Origin of the sequence: Pseudomonas peli (assembly GCF_050563605.1) — a bacterium.
GTDB classification, from domain to species: Bacteria; Pseudomonadota; Gammaproteobacteria; order Pseudomonadales; family Pseudomonadaceae; genus Aquipseudomonas; species Aquipseudomonas peli_A.
Genome location: NZ_JBNXUH010000009.1, coordinates 147,754 through 165,781, shown reverse-complemented (window position 1 = coordinate 165,781; position 18,028 = coordinate 147,754). Strand labels below are relative to the sequence as shown.

At 62.4% G+C, this 18,028-nt stretch carries 13 protein-coding genes; 5 read left to right on the top strand and 8 right to left on the bottom strand.

Translation table 11 applies throughout. The features are described from left to right. Nucleotides 1–134: 134 nt before the first annotated feature. Genes ACQ4LH_RS13215 through ACQ4LH_RS13190 form a run of 6 tightly spaced genes read right to left on the bottom strand, consistent with a single transcriptional unit; the run spans nucleotide 135 to nucleotide 6,947 of the window. On the bottom strand, nucleotides 135–1,775 hold the full coding sequence (locus ACQ4LH_RS13215; protein ID WP_430697573.1) for a BatD family protein: 1,641 nt from the start codon (nucleotides 1,773–1,775) through the stop codon (nucleotides 135–137). Next, nucleotides 1,772–3,529, bottom strand: a complete 1,758-nt coding sequence (locus tag ACQ4LH_RS13210) for a VWA domain-containing protein (protein ID WP_430697572.1) — start codon at nucleotides 3,527–3,529, stop codon at nucleotides 1,772–1,774. Before ACQ4LH_RS13210 ends, ACQ4LH_RS13215 begins: the two co-directional genes overlap by 4 nt. Beyond that, complete coding sequence (locus ACQ4LH_RS13205) at nucleotides 3,526–4,557, bottom strand: vWA domain-containing protein (RefSeq protein ID WP_430697571.1); 1,032 nt, start codon at nucleotides 4,555–4,557, stop codon at nucleotides 3,526–3,528. Before ACQ4LH_RS13205 ends, ACQ4LH_RS13210 begins: the two co-directional genes overlap by 4 nt. After that, complete coding sequence (locus ACQ4LH_RS13200) at nucleotides 4,550–5,044, bottom strand: DUF4381 domain-containing protein (protein ID WP_430697570.1); 495 nt, start codon at nucleotides 5,042–5,044, stop codon at nucleotides 4,550–4,552. The genes ACQ4LH_RS13205 and ACQ4LH_RS13200 overlap by 8 nt, the downstream gene beginning before the upstream one ends. Then, nucleotides 5,041–5,982 (bottom strand): DUF58 domain-containing protein, encoded by a 942-nt coding sequence (locus ACQ4LH_RS13195; protein WP_430697569.1) that lies wholly within the window; start codon nucleotides 5,980–5,982, stop codon nucleotides 5,041–5,043. The genes ACQ4LH_RS13200 and ACQ4LH_RS13195 overlap by 4 nt, the downstream gene beginning before the upstream one ends. A gap of 5 nt (nucleotides 5,983–5,987) precedes the next feature. Beyond that, the gene (locus tag ACQ4LH_RS13190; protein WP_136662503.1) at nucleotides 5,988–6,947 is read right to left on the bottom strand and encodes an AAA family ATPase; all 960 of its coding nucleotides are present in this window, start codon (nucleotides 6,945–6,947) and stop codon (nucleotides 5,988–5,990) included. Nucleotides 6,948–7,132: 185 nt separating this feature from the next. On the opposite strand from ACQ4LH_RS13190, the gene ACQ4LH_RS13185 reads away from it, so the two are divergent. Next, complete coding sequence (locus tag ACQ4LH_RS13185; RefSeq protein WP_430697568.1) at nucleotides 7,133–11,974, top strand: NAD-glutamate dehydrogenase; 4,842 nt, start codon at nucleotides 7,133–7,135, stop codon at nucleotides 11,972–11,974. Between the two features lie 103 nt (nucleotides 11,975–12,077). On the opposite strand, the gene rnt is transcribed toward ACQ4LH_RS13185, so the two are convergent. Further along, complete coding sequence (gene rnt, locus ACQ4LH_RS13180; protein WP_430697567.1) at nucleotides 12,078–12,752, bottom strand: ribonuclease T; 675 nt, start codon at nucleotides 12,750–12,752, stop codon at nucleotides 12,078–12,080. Continuing rightward, the gene (gene pyrC, locus ACQ4LH_RS13175; RefSeq protein WP_430697566.1) at nucleotides 12,749–13,795 is read right to left on the bottom strand and encodes a dihydroorotase; all 1,047 of its coding nucleotides are present in this window, start codon (nucleotides 13,793–13,795) and stop codon (nucleotides 12,749–12,751) included. The genes rnt and pyrC overlap by 4 nt, the downstream gene beginning before the upstream one ends. A gap of 206 nt (nucleotides 13,796–14,001) precedes the next feature. Between pyrC and ACQ4LH_RS13170 the strand changes: the two genes are divergently transcribed. The 4 genes from ACQ4LH_RS13170 to ACQ4LH_RS13155 all read left to right on the top strand — a co-directional run bounded on the left by ACQ4LH_RS13170 (nucleotide 14,002) and on the right by ACQ4LH_RS13155 (nucleotide 17,998). Further along, on the top strand, nucleotides 14,002–14,952 hold the full coding sequence (locus ACQ4LH_RS13170) for a flagellar protein MotY (protein ID WP_430697565.1): 951 nt from the start codon (nucleotides 14,002–14,004) through the stop codon (nucleotides 14,950–14,952). 200 nt (nucleotides 14,953–15,152) lie between these two features. Next, entirely contained in the window at nucleotides 15,153–16,370 is a 1,218-nt protein-coding gene (locus ACQ4LH_RS13165) for an argininosuccinate synthase (RefSeq protein WP_430697564.1), read from the top strand. Nucleotides 16,371–16,464: 94 nt separating this feature from the next. After that, nucleotides 16,465–16,857, top strand: a complete 393-nt coding sequence (gene gloA, locus ACQ4LH_RS13160; protein WP_397493827.1) for a lactoylglutathione lyase — start codon at nucleotides 16,465–16,467, stop codon at nucleotides 16,855–16,857. Between the two features lie 124 nt (nucleotides 16,858–16,981). After that, entirely contained in the window at nucleotides 16,982–17,998 is a 1,017-nt protein-coding gene (locus ACQ4LH_RS13155) for a GGDEF domain-containing protein (protein WP_430697563.1), read from the top strand. Nucleotides 17,999–18,028 lie beyond the last annotated feature (30 nt).

Sequence of the window (18,028 nt, the reverse complement as noted above, 5' to 3'; positions counted from 1 at the left end):
ACGGGTAATCCATTACTCGAGGTAAACCGATAACCGCTTGGTGGGGTACCTGGCAGAACAGTTGCGCAGTTGTGGTTCAACCCCAGCGTATGCCACTAACCCACCCTACAACCGCTGCGCCGGAGCTTAACTTGCTAGCGCGGATACAGTGGTGGCAAGGCACTGGTGTCCTGATTGGCGGTGCTTTCGAGGTCTTCTACAGCGGGCAGGCTGCGAATGGCCAGCCACAGATTGCGGCCTTGCCAGTGCTGGCCGCTTTCGCTGTACAGTGCGCCATTCAGGCCGTCGAGGGCCTCGGACAGCGGGGTAAAGCGCGCAGCCATATCGGCCAGGGTTTCCGGTTGCTGACGCGCCCAGGCGTCCAACGCATGGCGAGTGGCCTGCGAGTCGTTGGCCAGGCAGCTGCGTTTGAGGTCATCGAGCAGGTTGCGTTGGCTGGGGCCAGTCTGCTGGCTGGGCAATACGGGAGGCTGGCGACGCGCGCGCCACCACAGGGTAAAGCCGAGCAGGGTGGTCAGGCTCAGCAGTGCGCTGCTCAGCTGCCAGGGCCAGAGTTGTACGTTGGCCACCTCGCTGACTGCAGGGCGCGCTGCTTCAACCGGCAGGGTTTCCAGATTCGGGTTGGCGGCTACTTGCAGATTGCGAGCCGGCAAGCTGCTGCGTTCCAGCTGATCGGTCTTGGTGTTCCACCACAGCACTTCGATTGCCGGCAAGGCAATCATTCCCTCACGATTGGCCACCAGTGCTTCGCGCTCTTCACGGCTGGCCACCAGTCCGTTGTCGCTGGCCTGGTTGGCTAGTTGCGGTTGATCGGGGTAACGGCGCAGGCCGGCAACCTGAGTGGCTGGCAAGGGCGGCAGTTGTGCGCTGGCAAGGCCTTCGACCTTGAGCAGCAGACTGCGGGTCAGCGAGTCGCCGACGCGGGCTGTCTCCGGCTGCGGGCTCCAGACTTCACTCAGGGTCAGTGCGCGTGCTGGCAGCCAGGGGGCATCGGCTGGGTAGCTGCCCGGCTTGGCTTTTACCGTCAGCGGGATTTCCGGAGACCTGACCCGTACCACCTTGCCTGGGCGCGGGCCGAACGGGTTGTAGGTATTGCTGGCGGAGCGGTCAACCGCGGTGGCGGTAAAGGCCTGTGCGGGGATCAGCAGCTCGCCACTTTCCTGGGGGAAGATCGCGTAACGCAGCTCAATCACCCCATGGCGCACGCCGTTGATGTCTTTCTCGTAGGTGCGCGGCTCGCCGAGCGCCTCAACGCGCGCCTGGGGCATGTCCAGCGGGGTCAGGCTGCTGTCGTCGTAAAGCGAAACAGAGTGGTAGATGCGCAGCGTCAGCACGGTTTGCGCCTGCACGTAGACGCTTTCCTGATCCAGGCTGGCGTCGATAAATACCGGGGCCAGGCGACTGTCATCGGCGCTGGAGGCTTGTTGTACATGCAGGGTGATGGGTTCGCTTTGCAGCTGGCCAAGGCTCAGCGGCGGTATCACCACATAACCGCTGTGTTTGGGTTGCAGGGTGACGATCCAGCGCGTGCTGGCCTGGGCGCCATTGCTGCCGCTGGTCAGGCGGTTGACCTGGCGGGTGCCGAGCACTTCGAATAGCTCATTGAGCGGCTGCAGATCGGGTTTGCCGAACAGCGTGGCGTCATCCGATTCCAGGGTCAGCTCAACGCTCTCGCCGGCATCCAGGCGGGTGCGGTCGACGCTGGCGGTCAGGCTTTGCGCGCTGACATTCAGGGCCAGCAGGCCAAGCAGAAGGGTACAGAGCAGTCGGCTCATTGCAGTTGTTCCTGGCGCTGTTGTTGTTCCAGCCTGAATTTACGCCGCAGCAGCTCGCCCGGATCGTCGGGGATCTGCCGCAGCCATTGTTCCAATGCCTGACGCCGCTCGCCGTCGAGGCTCGGCTCGGCGCTGGCGATTTGTTCTTCGCCGCTGTCGCTGTCGTCTTCTTCTGGTTGTTTCGGCGGCGTATCCGCGTCTTCATCTGCGCCAGGTTGTGCGGGGTTTTCCCCCTTGTCCTCTGGCTCTGACGGCTTGGCCGGCGATTGCTCGGCCTGCTGCTGGGCATCTGGATCGGACTGGCCTGCCTGCGGCTGGCTGCTGGGCTGATTCTGCTGCTCGTTGGGTTCTTGCGGATTGTCGGCTTGATTCTGTTGCTGCTGGTTCTGGCGCAGCAGTTCTTCGACCAAGGCTTTGTTCTTTTGCGCCTGGGCCAAGTCGGGTTGCAGTTCCAGCGCCTGGGTGTAGGCGTCCACGGCGGCTTCCAGTTCATTGCTGCGCGCCAGGGCGTTGCCACGGTTGTAGTGGTCGCTGGCGGTTTCGCCATTGGCGAAGCGTTCGGCGGCCGCGGCGTAATCACCGGCCTGGTAGAGCGCCTGGCCTTGCCAGCGTGGATCGTGGAAACGCTGCGCGGCTGCCGCTGGCTGCTGCGCCTCAAGCAGGCGCTGGCCTTGCTGGTCGGCGCGCAGCCAGAGGTCGTCGAAGCTGAAGGCGTAGCTGTTCTGCGGCAGGCTCAGCAGCAACAGCGGCAGGCACAGCAGCCAACCGCGGCGCGCGGCGCAGGCAGCGAGCAGCAGCAGGGGCAGGAGCAGCCAGTGGCTCTGATCGGCCCAGGCTTGCAGGCGGGTCAGCTCGCCATCGCGGCGCAGCTGTTGCGGTGCATCGAGTAAGCCCAGGTTGCGCAGGTCGCGTTCATCCAGGGTGACGCCCTGATACAGGCCGCCCAGTTCACTGGCAAAGCGCTTGAGGCCGTTGCTGTCCAGGCGCGGCAGCAGGATGGTGCCCTGAGCATCCTTGAGGAACGAGCCGTCCTCCTGAATGATCGGCGCGCCCTGAGTGCTGCCAATACCGAGAATACGCAGGCGCTCGCCGCGGCGGCCGAGGGCTTGGCTGATGGCTTGGCGTTGGGTTTCGTCGAGGCTGCTGGTCAGCAGCAGCAGGCGGCCATTGCCCTGGGCGCCCTGTTCGAGCAGTTGCAAGGCCTTTGCCACGGCCAGGTCGGCGCGTTTGCCAGGCTCCGGCATGATCTCAGGGCTTAGCACATCGAGCAGATTGCGGCTGGTCGCCAGGTCGTCGGACAGCGGCACCAGGGTATGCGCGCTGCCGGCATATACGACGATGGCGGTTTGCGCATCCTGGCGCGCTTCCAGCAGGTCGAGCAGCTTGCGCTTGGCCTGGGCCAGGCGATTGGGCGAGGCGTCGCTGGCGAGCATCTCTGGCGTCAGTTCGAGCAGTACCACCAGCGGGTCGGCCGGCTTGGGGTTTTGCTGTTCGATGCGTTGCCAGCTCGGGCCAAGCAGCGCAAGCAGGGCAAGCAGCCATGCCAGGCCGAGGGCCAGCCAGGGTAGACGACTGTTGCGCCCGCCGGTGGCAGTCAACAGTGCAGCTTGAAAGGCGGCTGGGAGCAGAGCCTGCCAGCGGCCGGTGCGTTTTTCCCGGTGCCAGAGTTGCCAGAGCAGGATGCCTAGTAGCGGAATCAGCAGCAGCCAGAAGGGCCGCTGCCAGTGCGGCCAGAGGCTGGTCAGTTCGCTCATGACTGTTTCCCCCGCAGCAGTGTCAGCTGATTGCGCCAGCGTTGTTGTAGGCTCGGCCAGAGTGTTTGACTGACTAGCAGCAGGCTGAGCAGCAGGGCCAAGCCCAATGGCCAGGGATAGAGCGGCAAGGTTGGCCGCGCCAGAGTCGGCTTCTGCGCCACCGGTTCCAGCCGGTCGAGGGTCGCTTCGATGGCTTGCAGCTCTTCGCTGTCGCGGGCACGGAAGTATTCACCGCCGGTGGCCTCGGCAATCGCGCGCAGGCTTGGTTCGTCCAGATCGATACCGGGGTTGAAGCCGAGCATGCCGAGCACGCCGCCTTGCTCAGGATCGGCCCCGATGCCGATGGGGTAAATGGTGATGCCTTCTTCGGCGGCAAGGCGTGCGGCAGTCAAGGGATCGATTTCCCCGCCGTTGTTGGCACCGTCAGTCACCAGCACCAGTACGCGGCTCTGCGCCGGGCGCTCGCGCAGGCGCTTGACCGCCAGGCCAATGGCGTCGCCGATGGCGGTCTGCGGCCCGGCGATGTTCTTCTGCGCCTCATCCAGCCAGGTGTGTACGGTCTGTCGGTCGAAGGTCAGCGGCGACTGCAGGTAGGCGCGGCTGCCGAATAGGATCAGGCCGACCCGATCACCCTGACGGCCGTCGATAAAGTCGCCGAGCAGGTGTTTAACCAGGGTCAGGCGACTGACTTCCTGATCTTCCCAGAGCATGTCGGAGTAATCCATGGAACCGGACACATCCACCGCCAGCAGCAGATCACGGCCGCTGGCCGGCAACGGCAGTGGTTCACCCAGCCATTGCGGACGCGCACTGGCGAGCAGCAGTAACAACCAGATCAGGACAAACGGAGCCTGTTGCCGCAGGGCCGGCAGTCGCACGCGGGCGCGGCGTCCGCTCAGGCCTTCCAGCTCCGCCAGAAAGCTGATTTTCAGCGCTGCCTCGCCGCTGTCCGCAGGCGGTAGCCAGGCGCGCAGCAGCCAGGGCAGGGGGGCGATAAGAAAGACCCAGGGCCAGGCAAACTCAAACATGTTTGCGAATCCAGATCGACACCGCCTGGTTGAGGCCGGCGATGGCCTTGTCATCCAGGCTGCAGTGCGGGCGATAGGCGCCTTCCACCAGAATCATCCAGCGAGTCAGGCCGGCGGCTGGGCAACGGCTGTCGAGAAAAGCCAGCCAGGCGCGGCTGCTGAGGATATGGCTGTGGCTTTGCGGGTAACGCTCGCGGCACAGGCGTTTGAGGATGGCATTGAGTTGCTGCAGCCAGGGGCCGGCATCGACGCCGTCGTAGGGTTTGCTCAGGCGTTCGAGTTCGTTCAGTGCTGCCTGGCGCAGTGGGTCGAGGGTTGCTTCGGCTGACTGCCCGGCAGCTTTGCGCGGCAGGCGTTTAAGCAGCTTGAAAGCGGCCCACAACAGCAGCGGCAGCAGAACCGCGAGCAGCCACCAACCGGGTGCCGGCGGCCACCAGCTGATCGGCGCAGGGGCGATCAGCGGTTCGAGCTGGTCCAGCGGGTTCACAGGGCCTTCCTCGGCCGCTGGGCATTTAGGTGCTCACGCAGCTGCTCGATCATCTCGCTCTGGGTGTTCAGGGCCAGCAGCGGCACGCCGAGTTTCTGTGCTAAGCGCTGCCAGCGCGCCTGGCGGGCATCGGCCAGGCTGCGGTAGGCCTGGCGCAGTTCGGCGTCCTGGGTGTCCAGCTCCAGCTGCGCGCCGTGCTCGGTAAAGCGCAGCAGGCCGGCATTTGGCAGAGCATGGTCGAGCGGGTCGGAAAGTGGCAGCAACAGCAAGTCGGTATGCCGCGCCAGCAGCAGCAACTGCTGTTCGCTGCTGTCGCTCAAGGTGCGCTCATCACACAGAATCACCACCAGGCTGCCAGGGCGCAGCACTTCGCGGGCGCGGCGCAGAGCGAGGCCGAAGCTGTCGCGGCCGCCCTGGGTGTCATTGCTCAGGGCCTGATTGGCTTTGGCCAGACGGCTGAGCAGCTGCAATAGGCTCTGCTTGCTGCGCCGTGGTTTGATTTCGTGGTGTTCCAGATCGCCAAATACCAGGCCGCCGATGCGGTCGTTGTGGCCCAGGGCGGCCCAGCCGATCAGGCTGGCGGCTTGAGCCGCGAGTACTGACTTGAACATCAGCCCGGAGCCGAAGAACAGCCGCTTGCTCTGCTCGACCATGATGTAGATCGGCCGCTCGCGCTCTTCGTGGAACAGCTTGGTGTGCGGTTCCTGGGTGCGCGCGGTCACTCGCCAGTCGATGGTGCGCACGTCGTCGCCTGGCTGGTACACGCGCACCTGGTCGAAGTCCACGCCGCGCCCGCGCAGTTTGGAGTGGTGCAGACCAATAAGCGGGCTGCGCCGCGCCGGCGTGGAAAACAGCTGCACCTCACGCACACGGTGGCGCATCTCGATCAGTTCACCGAGGCTGACGCGAATGCCGGGTTGCGTGGGTTGGTCGTGCATGGTGGTTAGGCGACCGCCACGACGTCGAGAATGCGCTGCACCACGCGGTCCTGGTCGATGCCGGCGGCTTCCGCCTCGAACGACAGAATGATGCGGTGGCGCAGCACGTCGAATAGCACCGCCTGGATATCTTCGGGGCTGACGAAATCCCGCCCGGCGAGCCAGGCGTGGGCGCGTGAGCAGCGGTCCAGAGCAATCGAGCCGCGCGGGCTGGCGCCGTAGGCAATCCACTCGGCCAGTTCCGGATCAAATTTGGCCGGGGTGCGCGAGGCCATGACCAGTTGCACCAAATACTCTTCCACCGCATCGGCCATATACAGGCCAAGGATTTCCTGGCGTGCGGCAAAAATCGCCTGCTGGCTGACCAGCTGCTCGGGCTTGGTTTCGCCATTCAGCGCTTCACCACGGGCCTGGGCGAGGATCTTGCGTTCCACGCTGGCGTCGGGGAAGCCAATCTTTACGTGCATCAGAAAACGGTCGAGCTGGGCTTCGGGCAGCGGGTAGGTGCCTTCCTGCTCAATCGGGTTCTGCGTGGCCATCACCAGAAACAGCGGCGACAAGTGATAGGTGCTGCGGCCCACGCTGACCTGGCGCTCGGCCATGGCTTCGAGCAGTGCCGACTGCACCTTGGCCGGTGCACGGTTGATCTCATCGGCCAGCACCAGATTGTGGAAGATCGGCCCCTGCTGGAACACGAAGCTGCCGGTTTCCGGACGATAGATTTCGGTGCCGGTGATATCTGCCGGGAGCAGATCGGGGGTGAACTGAATGCGGTGGAACTCGGCCTCGATACCTTCGGCCAGCTCCTTGATTGCCTTGGTCTTGGCCAGACCGGGAGCGCCTTCGACCAGCATGTGGCCATCGGCGAGCAAGGCAATCAGCAGCCTTTCGATGAGTTTTTCCTGGCCGAGGATCTGACTTGAAAGAAAATGTCGCAGCGCGACAAGCGCTTCACGGTGTTCCATCGTTAAGCTCATCCGGCAAATGTGACCAGCGAGTCTTGAATCTCGCCAGAGTTAAGTGGCAGCCACTTTAATGCAATCGCTGCCTCCTAGACTAACGTTGAACAACAAGGTTGTGGCGAAGGTCATTACTCGCGACTGCCTTGACCGAGTCCCCTGACGAATAACAAGCCAAACGGAGCAAACCCATGGCGTTCTTTACGGCGGCCAGCAAAGCCGATTTTCAGCATCACCTGCAAACGGCGCTGGCGCAGCACGTCAGTGAACAGGCTCTGCCACAAGTAGCCCTGTTCGCCGAGCAATTCTTCGGCATCATCGCCCTCGAGGAGCTGACTCAGCGTCGCCTCTCTGATCTGGTCGGCTGCACATTGTCGTCCTGGCGCGTGCTGGAGCGTTTTGAACCGGCCAAGCCCGAAGTGCGGGTATTCAACCCCGATTATGAAAAACATGGCTGGCAGTCCACCCACACTGCCGTGGAAATTCTGCACAGCGACATTCCGTTCCTGGTCGACTCGGTGCGCATGGAGCTGAACCGTCGCGGTTACAGCATCCACACCCTGCAGAACAGCGTGTTCAGCGTGCGCCGCAACAAGAGCGGCGAGCTGCAGGAAATCCTGCCCAAGGGTGCCCAGGGCAAGGATGTGCAGCAAGAAGCACTGATGTTCCTGGAGATTGACCGCTGCGCCAACGTCGGCGAGTTGAAGACCCTGGAAAAAGACCTGCACGAAGTATTCAGCGATGTACGCCTGAGCGTCGCCGACTTCCAGCCGATGAAAGCCAAGGCCAAGGAACTGCTGGCCTGGCTGGATAAGGCCAAGCTCAAGGTCGAAGGCGCCGAGCTGGAAGAGATCAAGGTGTTCATGAGCTGGTTGCTCGACGACCACTTCACCTTCCTCGGCTATGAAGAATTCACCGTTGCCGACAGCGCCGGCGGCGGCAGCATGGTCTACGACGAGAAGTCCCTGCTGGGTATGTCCAAGCGCCTGCGCAGCGGCCTCAAGGCTGATGAACTGCATATCGAGCCTGAAGCCGTCGCCTACCTGCGTGAGCCGCAGCTGCTGTCCTTCGCCAAGGCTGCCGTGCCGAGCCGCGTGCACCGTCCGGCTTATCCTGATCTGGTGTCGATCCGCGAGTTGGACGCCAAGGGCAAGGTGATCAAGGAATGCCGCTTTATGGGCCTGTACACCTCGGCGGTGTACGCCGAGAGCGTGTGGAACATTCCGTTTATCCGCCGCAAGGTAGCGGTGATCAAGCAGCGTTCCGGTTTCGACAGCAGCGCGCACCTGGGCAAAGAGCTTGCACAGGTATTGGAAGTGCTGCCGCGTGATGACCTGTTCCAGACCCCGGTGGACGAGCTGTTCAACACCACCATGGCGATCGTGCAGATTCAGGAACGCAACAAGATTCGCGTGTTCCTGCGCCGCGATCCTTATGGCCGTTTCTGCTACTGCCTGGCCTATGTGCCGCGTGATGTGTACTCCACCGAAACCCGCATGAAGATCCAGCAGGTGTTGATGGAGCGCCTGCAGGCCACCGATTGCGAGTTCTGGACCTTCTTCTCCGAGTCGGTACTGGCGCGGGTGCAGTTCATCCTCAAGGTCGACCCGAAGAACCGTGTGCAGATCGACCCGCTGCGCCTGGAAAAAGAAGTCATCCAGGCCTGCCGTTCGTGGAAGGACGACTACACCAGCCTGATCGTCGAAAGCCTCGGCGAAGCCCAGGGCACCGAAGTGCTCAGCGAGTTCCCCGGCGGCTTCCCGGCCGGCTACCGCGAGCGTTTCGCCCCGCACTCGGCGGTGGTGGACATGCAGCACCTGCTCAGCCTGAACAGCGAGCGCCAACTGGTGATGAGCTTCTACCAGCCGCTGACCCAGGGCGAGCAGCAGCTGCACTGCAAGCTGTACCACGCCGATACGCCGCTGCCGCTGTCGGACGTGCTGCCGATTCTGGAGAACCTTGGCCTGCGCGTGCTCGGCGAATTCCCTTACAAACTGCGTCGCGCCGATGGCCGCGAGTTCTGGATTCACGACTTCGCCTTCACCTATGCCGAAGGCCTGGATGTCGATATCCAGCAGCTCAACGACACCCTGCAGGGCGCCTTCGTCAATATCGTTGGCGGCGCGGCGGAGAACGACGGCTTCAACCGTCTGGTGCTGATGGCAGCCATGCCGTGGCGTGACGTCGCGCTGCTGCGTGCCTATGCGCGCTACCTAAAGCAGATTCGCCTGGGTTTCGACCTCAGCTATATCGCCAGCACCCTGGTCAACCACGCCGATATCGCCAAGGAGCTGGTGCGTCTGTTCAAAACGCGTTTCTACCTGGCGCGCAAGCTCACCGCCGATGACCTGGAAGACAAGCAGCAGAAGCTCGAGCAGGCGATTCTCGCCGCGCTGGACAACGTTGCGGTACTTAACGAAGACCGCATCCTGCGCCGCTACCTGGACTTGATCAAAGCCACCTTGCGCACCAACTTCTACCAGACCGATGCGGCCGGGCAGAATAAGTCCTACTTCAGCTTCAAGCTCAACCCGCGAGCGATTCCGGATATTCCACGGCCGACGCCGAAGTTCGAAATCTTCGTCTACTCGCCGCGTGTTGAAGGCGTGCACCTGCGCTTTGGCGACGTAGCCCGTGGCGGCCTGCGCTGGTCGGACCGTGAGGAAGACTTCCGCACCGAGGTGCTGGGCCTGGTCAAGGCGCAGCAGGTGAAAAACGCGGTCATCGTGCCGATGGGCGCCAAGGGTGGCTTTATTCCACGGCGTATGCCGGTCGGCGGCACCCGTGATGATGTGCTGGCTGAGGGCATTGCCTGCTACCGCATCTTTATCAGCGGCCTGCTGGATATCACCGACAACCTGAAAGACGGCGCCGTGGTGCCACCGCAGAACGTGGTGCGTCACGATGGTGACGATCCTTACCTGGTGGTAGCGGCCGACAAAGGCACCGCGACCTTCTCCGATATCGCCAACGGCATTGCTGCCGAATACGGCTTCTGGCTGGACGATGCCTTCGCCTCGGGCGGCTCGGCTGGTTACGACCACAAAGGCATGGGCATCACTGCCAAGGGCGGCTGGGTCTCGGTGCAGCGCCACTTCCGCGAGCGCGGCATCGACGTGCAGAAGGACAACGTCACCGTGATCGGCATCGGCGATATGGCCGGTGACGTGTTCGGCAACGGTCTGCTGCTCTCGGAAAGCCTGCAGATGGTCGCCGCCTTCAACCATATGCACATCTTTATCGACCCGAATCCGGATGCGGCCAAGAGCTTCGTCGAGCGTAAGCGCATGTTCGACCTGCCGCGCTCCAGCTGGGCCGATTACGACGCCAAGCTGATTTCGGCGGGCGGCGGGATCTTCCTGCGCAGCGCCAAAAGCATCGCCATCAGCCCGCAGATGAAAGAGCGTTTTGATATCAGCGCCGACAAGCTGGCGCCGAATGAACTGCTGAACGCCTTGCTCAAGGCGCCGGTGGATCTGCTGTGGAACGGCGGTATCGGCACCTACGTGAAATCCAGCAAGGAAAGCCACGCCGATGTCGGCGACAAGGCCAACGACCTGCTGCGCGTAGATGGTCGCGAACTGCGCGCCAAGGTGGTGGGTGAGGGCGGTAACCTCGGTATGACCCAGCTGGGCCGCGTCGAATACGGTCTGAATGGCGGCAAGAGCAACACCGACTTTATCGACAACGCCGGTGGGGTGGACTGCTCCGACCACGAGGTAAACATCAAGATTCTGCTCGGCGAAATCGTCGGCGCTGGCGACATGACCGGCAAGCAGCGTAACAAGCTGCTGGTGGAAATGACCGACGCGGTTGGCGGCCTGGTGCTGGGCAACAACTACAAGCAGACCCAGGCGTTGTCCCTGGCCGAACGCCGCGCCCGCGAGCGGGTCGGTGAGTACAAACGTCTGATGAACGCCCTGGAAGCGGCCGGCAAGCTGGACCGCGCCCTGGAGTTCCTGCCCACCGATGACGAACTCAACGAGCGCGCTGCCAATGGCCTGGGTCTGACCCGGCCGGAGCTGTCGGTGTTGATCTCCTACAGCAAGATCGACCTCAAGGAGTCGCTGCTTAAGTCCCTGGTGCCGGATGACGAGTACCTGGCGCGTGAGATGGAAACCGCCTTCCCGCCGCTGCTGGCGAAGAAGTTCGGTGAGCCGATGCGTCGCCATCGCCTCAAGCGCGAAATCGTCAGCACGCAGATCGCCAACGATCTGGTCAACCATATGGGCATCACCTTCGTGCAGCGCCTGAAGGAGTCCACCGGCATGAGCGCGGCGAATGTCGCAGGCGCCTATGTGATCGTGCGTGACCTGTTCCGTCTGCCGCAGTGGTGGAAGCAGATCGAAGCGCTGGATTACAAGGTCCCGGCCGAGCTGCAACTGCAGCTGATGGACGAGCTGATGCGTCTGGGCCGCCGCGCTACCCGCTGGTTCCTGCGCAGCCGCCGCAACGAGCTGGACGCTGCCCGTGATGTGGCGCATTTCGCACCGCGTATCGAAGCCCTGGTTGGCCGACTCGACGAACTGCTTGAAGGCCCGGCCCGTGAACAATGGTTGGCGCGCTTCCAAGCGTATGTCGAAGCCGGTGTGCCGGAAGAACTAGCGCGTGTTGTTGCTGGCACCAGCCATCTGTACACCTTGCTGCCGATCATCGAGGCGTCGGATGTGACCGGGCAGGAGCCGGATCGCGTAGCAGCGGCGTACTTTGCCATTGGCGGGTCGCTGGAGCTGTCCTGGTACCTGCAGCAGATCACCAGCCTGCCGGTGGAAAACAACTGGCAAGCGCTGGCCCGTGAAGCCTTCCGCGATGACCTGGACTGGCAGCAACGCGCCATCACCGTGTCGGTACTGCAAATGGCCGAAGGCCCTGCGGATATCGAAGAGCGGGTCGGCGTGTGGCTGGATCAGCACCGCCGCCTGGTGGATCGCTGGAAGGTCATGCTGGGCGAGCTGCGCGCGGCCACCAACACCGATTACGCAATGTACGCTGTGGCTAACCGCGAGCTGATGGACCTGGCGCAAAGCGCCTGATAGAAGCAGCGCAGGCCTGGCCTGCGCTGTTCCTGCCCCAATAAAAAGCCCCGCCAAGTGCGGGGCTTTTTTATGAGCGATGGTTATGCGGCGACTATGGGTTTTAGTCGTCGAAATCCATCCAGCCGCCCATCTCCTTCCAGCGATTGACGATGCCGCAGAACAGCTCGGCAGTCTTCTCGGTGTCGTAGCGGGCCGAGTGCGCTTCCTTGCCGTCAAAATCGATACCAGCGGCCTGACAGGCCTTGGCCAATACGGTCTGGCCGTAGGCGAGGCCGGCCAGGGTGGCGGTGTCGAAGCTGGAGAACGGGTGGAACGGGTTGCGCTTGATGCCAGTGCGGTTAACCGCGGCATTAAGGAAGCCCAGGTCGAAGCTGCTGTTATGGCCGACCAGGATCGCCCGCTTGCAGCTGTTGGCTTTCAGCGATTTGCGTAGGCCACGGAAGATTTCCGTCAACGCGTGCTCTTCGGTGACCGCCATGCGCAGCGGGTGATCGAGCTTGATGCCGGTGAAGTCCAGTGCAGCCTGTTCGATATTCGCGCCTTCGAACGGCTCGATACGGAAGAACTGGGTGTGCTCCGGATAGAGGAAGCCGCCTTCGTCCATGCCGATGGTGGTGGCAGCGATTTCCAGCAGGGCATCGGTGGCGCAGTTGAAACCACCGGTTTCCACGTCCACGACTACCGGTAGGTAGCCACGAAAGCGTGCGGCCATCGGGTGGCGCGGGCCGGAGTGGCTGCCGCTTTCGGTTTCGTCGTCGTACAGGTCTTCACTCACGCTTGGCTCTCCAGCAGACGCCAGCGCAGGGTTTCACCGGCGCGCAGCGGGATAACGGTTTGCTCGCCCAGCGGCAAGCTGGCAGGTGCGGTCCAGTCTTCACGCACCAGAGTGATGCTGTCGCTGTTGCGCGGCAGGCCGTAGAAGTCCGGGCCGTTCAGGCTGGCAAAGGCTTCCAGCTTGTCCAGGGCATTGCGCTGCTCGAAGGCTTCGGCATACAGCTCGATGGCCGCATAGGCGGTGTAGCAACCGGCGCAGCCGCAGGCGGCTTCTTTGGCGTGCTTGGCGTGCGGCGCCGAGTCGGTGCCGAGGAAGAACTTGGCATTGCCACTGGTGGCCGCATCCAGCAGAGCGTCCTGGTGGGTGTTGCGCTTGAGAATTGGCAGGCAATAGAAGTGCGGGCGAATACCGCCAACCAGCATGTGGTTGCGGTTGTATAGCAGGTGGTGGGCGGTGATGGTGGCGCCGACGTTGGCCGAAGCGCCTTGCACAAACTCCACCGCATCACGGGTGGTGATGTGCTCGAACACTACTTTCAGGGTCGGGAAACGCTCGACCACACGGCTCAGGTGCTCGCCGATAAAGATCTTCTCGCGGTCGAATACATCGATCTCGCTGCGCGTTACTTCGCCGTGTACCAGCAACGGCAGGCCGACTTCGGCCATGGCCTCGAGCACCGGGAAAATCTTGTCGATGCTGGTCACGCCAGAATCTGAGTTGGTGGTCGCGCCGGCCGGGTAGAGCTTGGCTGCATGCACAAAGCCCGAGGCCTTGGCCGTGCGCACATCTTCAGGTTGGGTCAGGTCGGTGAGGTACAGCACCATCAGCGGCTCGAAGCGGCTGCCGGTAGGGCGGGCGCTGAGAATGCGCTGGCGATAGGCATCGGCTTCGCTGGCGTTGCGCACCGGCGGCACCAGGTTGGGCATGATGATGGCGCGGCCGAAGGTGCGGGCTACATCGGCGACGGTGTGGGGCAGGACGCCACCGTCGCGCAGGTGGATGTGCCAGTCGTCGGGACGCAGCAGGGTAAGGCGGTCAGTCATGGAAGCTTCCAGGCGGGCAAAACGTGGCGAGAATGCTACCGGAAAAGCCCCGTGGCAGCACGTTGAAAGCAGGCGCGGCGGACAAAGGCGGATGCAAGGTCGCGGTTCGCCGCAGCGAGCTCTGCGCAAGAGCAGTAAAGCGCCGCTCAAGTTTTCCGCCGTGGCACCGATAGACAACAGGTAAGCCGTATTCCCCGGAGTCTGTCGTGCGACCCTATTCACTCGCGGTGCTTTGCCTGCTGGCAAGCCAGCCCGTCCTAGCCATCAGCTTCCAGACTCGTCTGGAGAAGATCGAGTGGCAGGTCGAAGGTGATCAGTTCGAGTGTCGCCTGTCGCAGCCGATCACCGATTTCGGTTCCGGGATGTTTGTGCGCCGCGCCGGCGAGCAGGTGACTTTCAGCCTGAAGAGCCGCGAGCGTTGGATGGGCACTGGCGAGGCCACGCTATTGGCTGCTGCTGCGCCCTGGCAGCCCGGGCGTGGTGACATTAATTTGGGTTCGGTCAGGGTGGCGCCCGCCGAGGTGCTGTTCAATAGTTCCGAGGAGCAGGGCACGCGCTTGCTCACCGGCCTACTCGAAGGCCGCAGCCCGCTGGTGCGCCATCGCATGACGATGGGCGGCGATGCCGTGGAAGTGCGTCTGCTGCCGGCCAAGTTCAACAAGGCCTACAACGACTACCTCAATTGCACGGCCAAACTGCTACCGGTGAACTTCGACCAGGTGCGCAAGAGCCAGGTGGGCTTTCCAGGTGGCGGTGTGGCGCTGGAACCGCTGGCCCAGGCCAAGTTGGACATCATCCTGGACTTCATCAAGGCCGACCCCAGCGTCAACCGCATCCAACTCGATGGGCATGCCGACAATGGCGGCAATCGCTTGACCAACCGTGACCTGTCGCGCCGCCGCGCCCTGGCGGTGATGGAGTACCTCAAGGCCAATGGCATTCCAGCTGAGCAGATCACCATGCGCTTTCATGGCGAGCGCTACCCGGTGGCACCGAACACCAACGAAGCCAACCGGGCGAAGAATCGCCGGGTCAGTATCCTGCTTGATCGGGTTCCCGAAGCGGCGGTGCCACCTGCTACAGAACCACCTGCTGCAGAACCAGCTCCCACGCCTGCACCCGCCGCCGAACCAGCAGAACCAGCGGCCACCTCCTAAAACACCGTATTTGTCTGTGTTTTTCCCGGATTGCGGCGCTTATCCCGACACGTTCCCACCGCCTGCAGCGCCAGGCGGTTCGTCGGTTGTCCAACAATTATCCGTCGCTTGGTCGTCACAAGCTGTCGCGCCTCTGTAAATCAGGCGGCATGGGCAGTAGAATCGTCGGTTTTCCCGCACAACCCCGTGGAGTTGATGGCATGGCCGACGTAAACAAGGTAGTCCTGGCATATTCCGGTGGCCTGGACACTTCCGTGATCCTCAAGTGGCTGCAAGATACCTATAACTGCGAAGTGGTGACCTTCACCGCGGATCTCGGCCAGGGTGAGGAAGTCGAGCCGGCACGCGCCAAGGCCAAGGCCATGGGCGTCAAGGAAATCTATATCGACGACCTGCGCGAAGAATTCGTCCGCGATTTCGTCTACCCGATGTTCCGCGCCAACACCGTCTACGAAGGCGAATACCTGCTGGGCACCTCGATTGCCCGCCCATTGATCGCCAAGCGTCTGATTGAAATCGCCAATGAAACCGGCGCAGACGCCATTTCCCACGGCGCTACCGGCAAGGGTAACGACCAGGTGCGTTTCGAACTGGGCGCCTACGCGCTCAAGCCCGGCGTCAAAGTGATTGCCCCATGGCGTGAGTGGGACCTGCTGTCGCGCGAGAAGTTGATGGACTACGCCGAGAAGCACGCCATCCCGATCGAGCGTCACGGTAAGAAGAAGTCGCCGTACTCCATGGATGCCAACCTGCTGCACATCTCCTATGAGGGTGGCGTGCTGGAAGACACCTGGACCGAGCACGAAGAAGACATGTGGAAATGGACTGTCTCCCCCGAGGCAGCGCCTGACGCAGCGACCTATATCGAACTGACCTACCGCAAGGGCGACATCGTTGCCATCGACGGTAAGGAAATGAGCCCGGCCACCGTGCTGGCTGAACTCAACCGCATCGGCGGCGCGAATGGCATCGGTCGTCTGGATATCGTTGAAAACCGCTTTGTCGGCATGAAGTCCCGTGGCTGCTACGAGACTCCTGGCGGCACCATCATGCTCAAGGGCCACCGCGCCATTGAGTCGATCACCCTGGACCGCGAAGTCGCTCACCTGAAAGACGAGTTGATGCCGAAATACGCCAGCCTGATCTACAACGGTTTCTGGTGGAGCCCTGAGCGTCTGATGCTGCAACAGATGATCGACGCTTCCCAGGCCAACGTGAACGGCGTGGTACGCATGAAACTGTACAAGGGTAACGTGATCATCACTGGTCGTAAGTCTGATGATTCGCTGTTCGACGCCAATATCGCCACCTTCGAAGAAGATGGCGGCGCGTACAATCAGGCCGACGCTGGTGGTTTTATCAAGCTCAACGCCCTGCGCATGCGCATCGCGGCGGGCAAAGGGCGCAAGATGCTCTGATAGACTGGAGCGCCTGAGCCACACCAAACCCCGGCCATAAGCCGGGGTTTGCATTTATAAGCCCGCAAGATGGGCAACGATGAGGAGACACCTGATGAGACTGCTGCATACCATGCTGCGCGTCGGCGATATGGATAAATCCATCGCGTTCTACACCGAAGTGCTGGGCATGACCCTGCTACGCCGCAAAGACTACCCAGAAGGGCAGTTCACCCTGGCGTTCGTCGGTTACGGCGATGAGGCGCACAACAGCGTGATCGAGCTGACCCATAACTGGGGCGTGGAGAGCTACGAGCTGGGCACGGGTTACGGCCATATCGCTCTGGAAGTAGCCGATGTCTACAAAGCCTGCGAAGACATTCGCGCCCGTGGTGGCAAAATCACCCGCGAGCCGGGCCCGATGAAGCATGGCACCAGTATTCTGGCGTTTGTCGAAGATCCCGACGGTTACAAAATTGAGCTGCTGTCGCCTTCGCGTGCCGATTGATAGCTGCTATCTTTGTAAGTAATGGCTTACAAAGCGAATGGCCAATCTACCCGGCCAGACGAGGTGTTCCATGACCAGCGGAAACTATGCAAAGCGGCTGATTCGGGCCGTGCAGGAGTTGTCCATGGCAAGGGATATGGATGCTGTTGCCGAAGTGGTGCGCTACGCCGCGCGTGAACTGGTGGGAGCCGATGGCGCCACCTTTGTCTTGCGTGATGGCGAGCAGTGTTTTTACCGTGATGAAGATGCCATCTGTCCGTTATGGAAAGGTCAGCGTTTTCCCCTGCAAGCCTGTATCAGCGGTTGGGCCATGCTCAACCGGCAGGCGACGGTGATCGAAGACATCTACCTGGATGATCGAATTCCCCACGCCGCCTATCGACCGACCTTCGTCAAAAGCCTGGTCATGGTGCCGATCCGCACCCTGGAGCCTATCGGCGCAATTGGCACCTATTGGGCCAGCCAGTACCGCGCCACGGCCGATCAGGTCGAGATGCTACAAGCTCTGGCCGATGCGACCTCGGTGGCCCTGGAGAATGTTCAGGTGTATGCCGAACTGGAGCGCCGGGTCGAGGAGCGCACGGCGCAACTGGCGCAGGCCAACCAGCTGCTGCAGGACGAGGTGGCTGAGCGTCTGCGCGCCGAGCAGTTGGTGCGACAGATGTCGCTGACCGACGAACTGACCGGTTTGTACAACCGCCGGGGCTTCCTGCTGTTGGCTGAGCGCGAGCTGCAAGTTGCGCGCAGGCGGCGGGGGCGCAGCCTGCTGCTGTATGTCGATCTGGACTACCTGAAGTTGGCCAACGACCGTTTCGGCCATGCTGCCGGCGATGGCATGTTGGTCGACGCCGCCGATTTGCTCAAATCGTTGTTTCGCACCACCGATGTGGTGGCGCGGATTGGCGGCGACGAGTTCGTGGTGCTGGCCAGTCATTACAGCACCAGTGAAGAGGTGCTGACGCGGTTGGACAAAGCCTTGCAGACCTTCCGTCAGCGCACGGGGCGGCCATTGTCGTTAAGCGTGGGTACGGCGGAGTCGTCGTTGCAGGCTGATCAAAGCCTGGAGCAGTTGCTGACTCAGGCGGATGCTGCGATGTATGCCAACAAGTGTTCACGACGCAGCTTGCAGGCTGTTGGCTGAGCAACTAAAAAGCCCCGCAGTGTAGCGGGG

Excerpts from the sequence above, each read along its gene's own strand:
- ACQ4LH_RS13210 (WP_430697572.1), bottom strand. The coding sequence starts at position 3,529 with ATGAGCGAACTGACCAGCCTCTGGCCGCACTGGCAGCGGCCCTTCTGG.
- ACQ4LH_RS13165 (WP_430697564.1), top strand. The coding sequence starts at position 15,153 with ATGGCCGACGTAAACAAGGTAGTCCTGGCATATTCCGGTGGCCTGGAC.
- ACQ4LH_RS13190 (WP_136662503.1), bottom strand. The coding sequence starts at position 6,947 with ATGGAACACCGTGAAGCGCTTGTCGCGCTGCGACATTTTCTTTCAAGT.
- ACQ4LH_RS13215 (WP_430697573.1), bottom strand. The coding sequence starts at position 1,775 with ATGAGCCGACTGCTCTGTACCCTTCTGCTTGGCCTGCTGGCCCTGAAT.
- ACQ4LH_RS13205 (WP_430697571.1), bottom strand. The coding sequence starts at position 4,557 with ATGTTTGAGTTTGCCTGGCCCTGGGTCTTTCTTATCGCCCCCCTGCCC.
- gloA (WP_397493827.1), top strand. The coding sequence starts at position 16,465 with ATGAGACTGCTGCATACCATGCTGCGCGTCGGCGATATGGATAAATCC.
- pyrC (WP_430697566.1), bottom strand. The coding sequence starts at position 13,795 with ATGACTGACCGCCTTACCCTGCTGCGTCCCGACGACTGGCACATCCAC.
- ACQ4LH_RS13185 (WP_430697568.1), top strand. The coding sequence starts at position 7,133 with ATGGCGTTCTTTACGGCGGCCAGCAAAGCCGATTTTCAGCATCACCTG.
- ACQ4LH_RS13155 (WP_430697563.1), top strand. The coding sequence starts at position 16,982 with ATGGCAAGGGATATGGATGCTGTTGCCGAAGTGGTGCGCTACGCCGCG.
- ACQ4LH_RS13195 (WP_430697569.1), bottom strand. The coding sequence starts at position 5,982 with ATGCACGACCAACCCACGCAACCCGGCATTCGCGTCAGCCTCGGTGAA.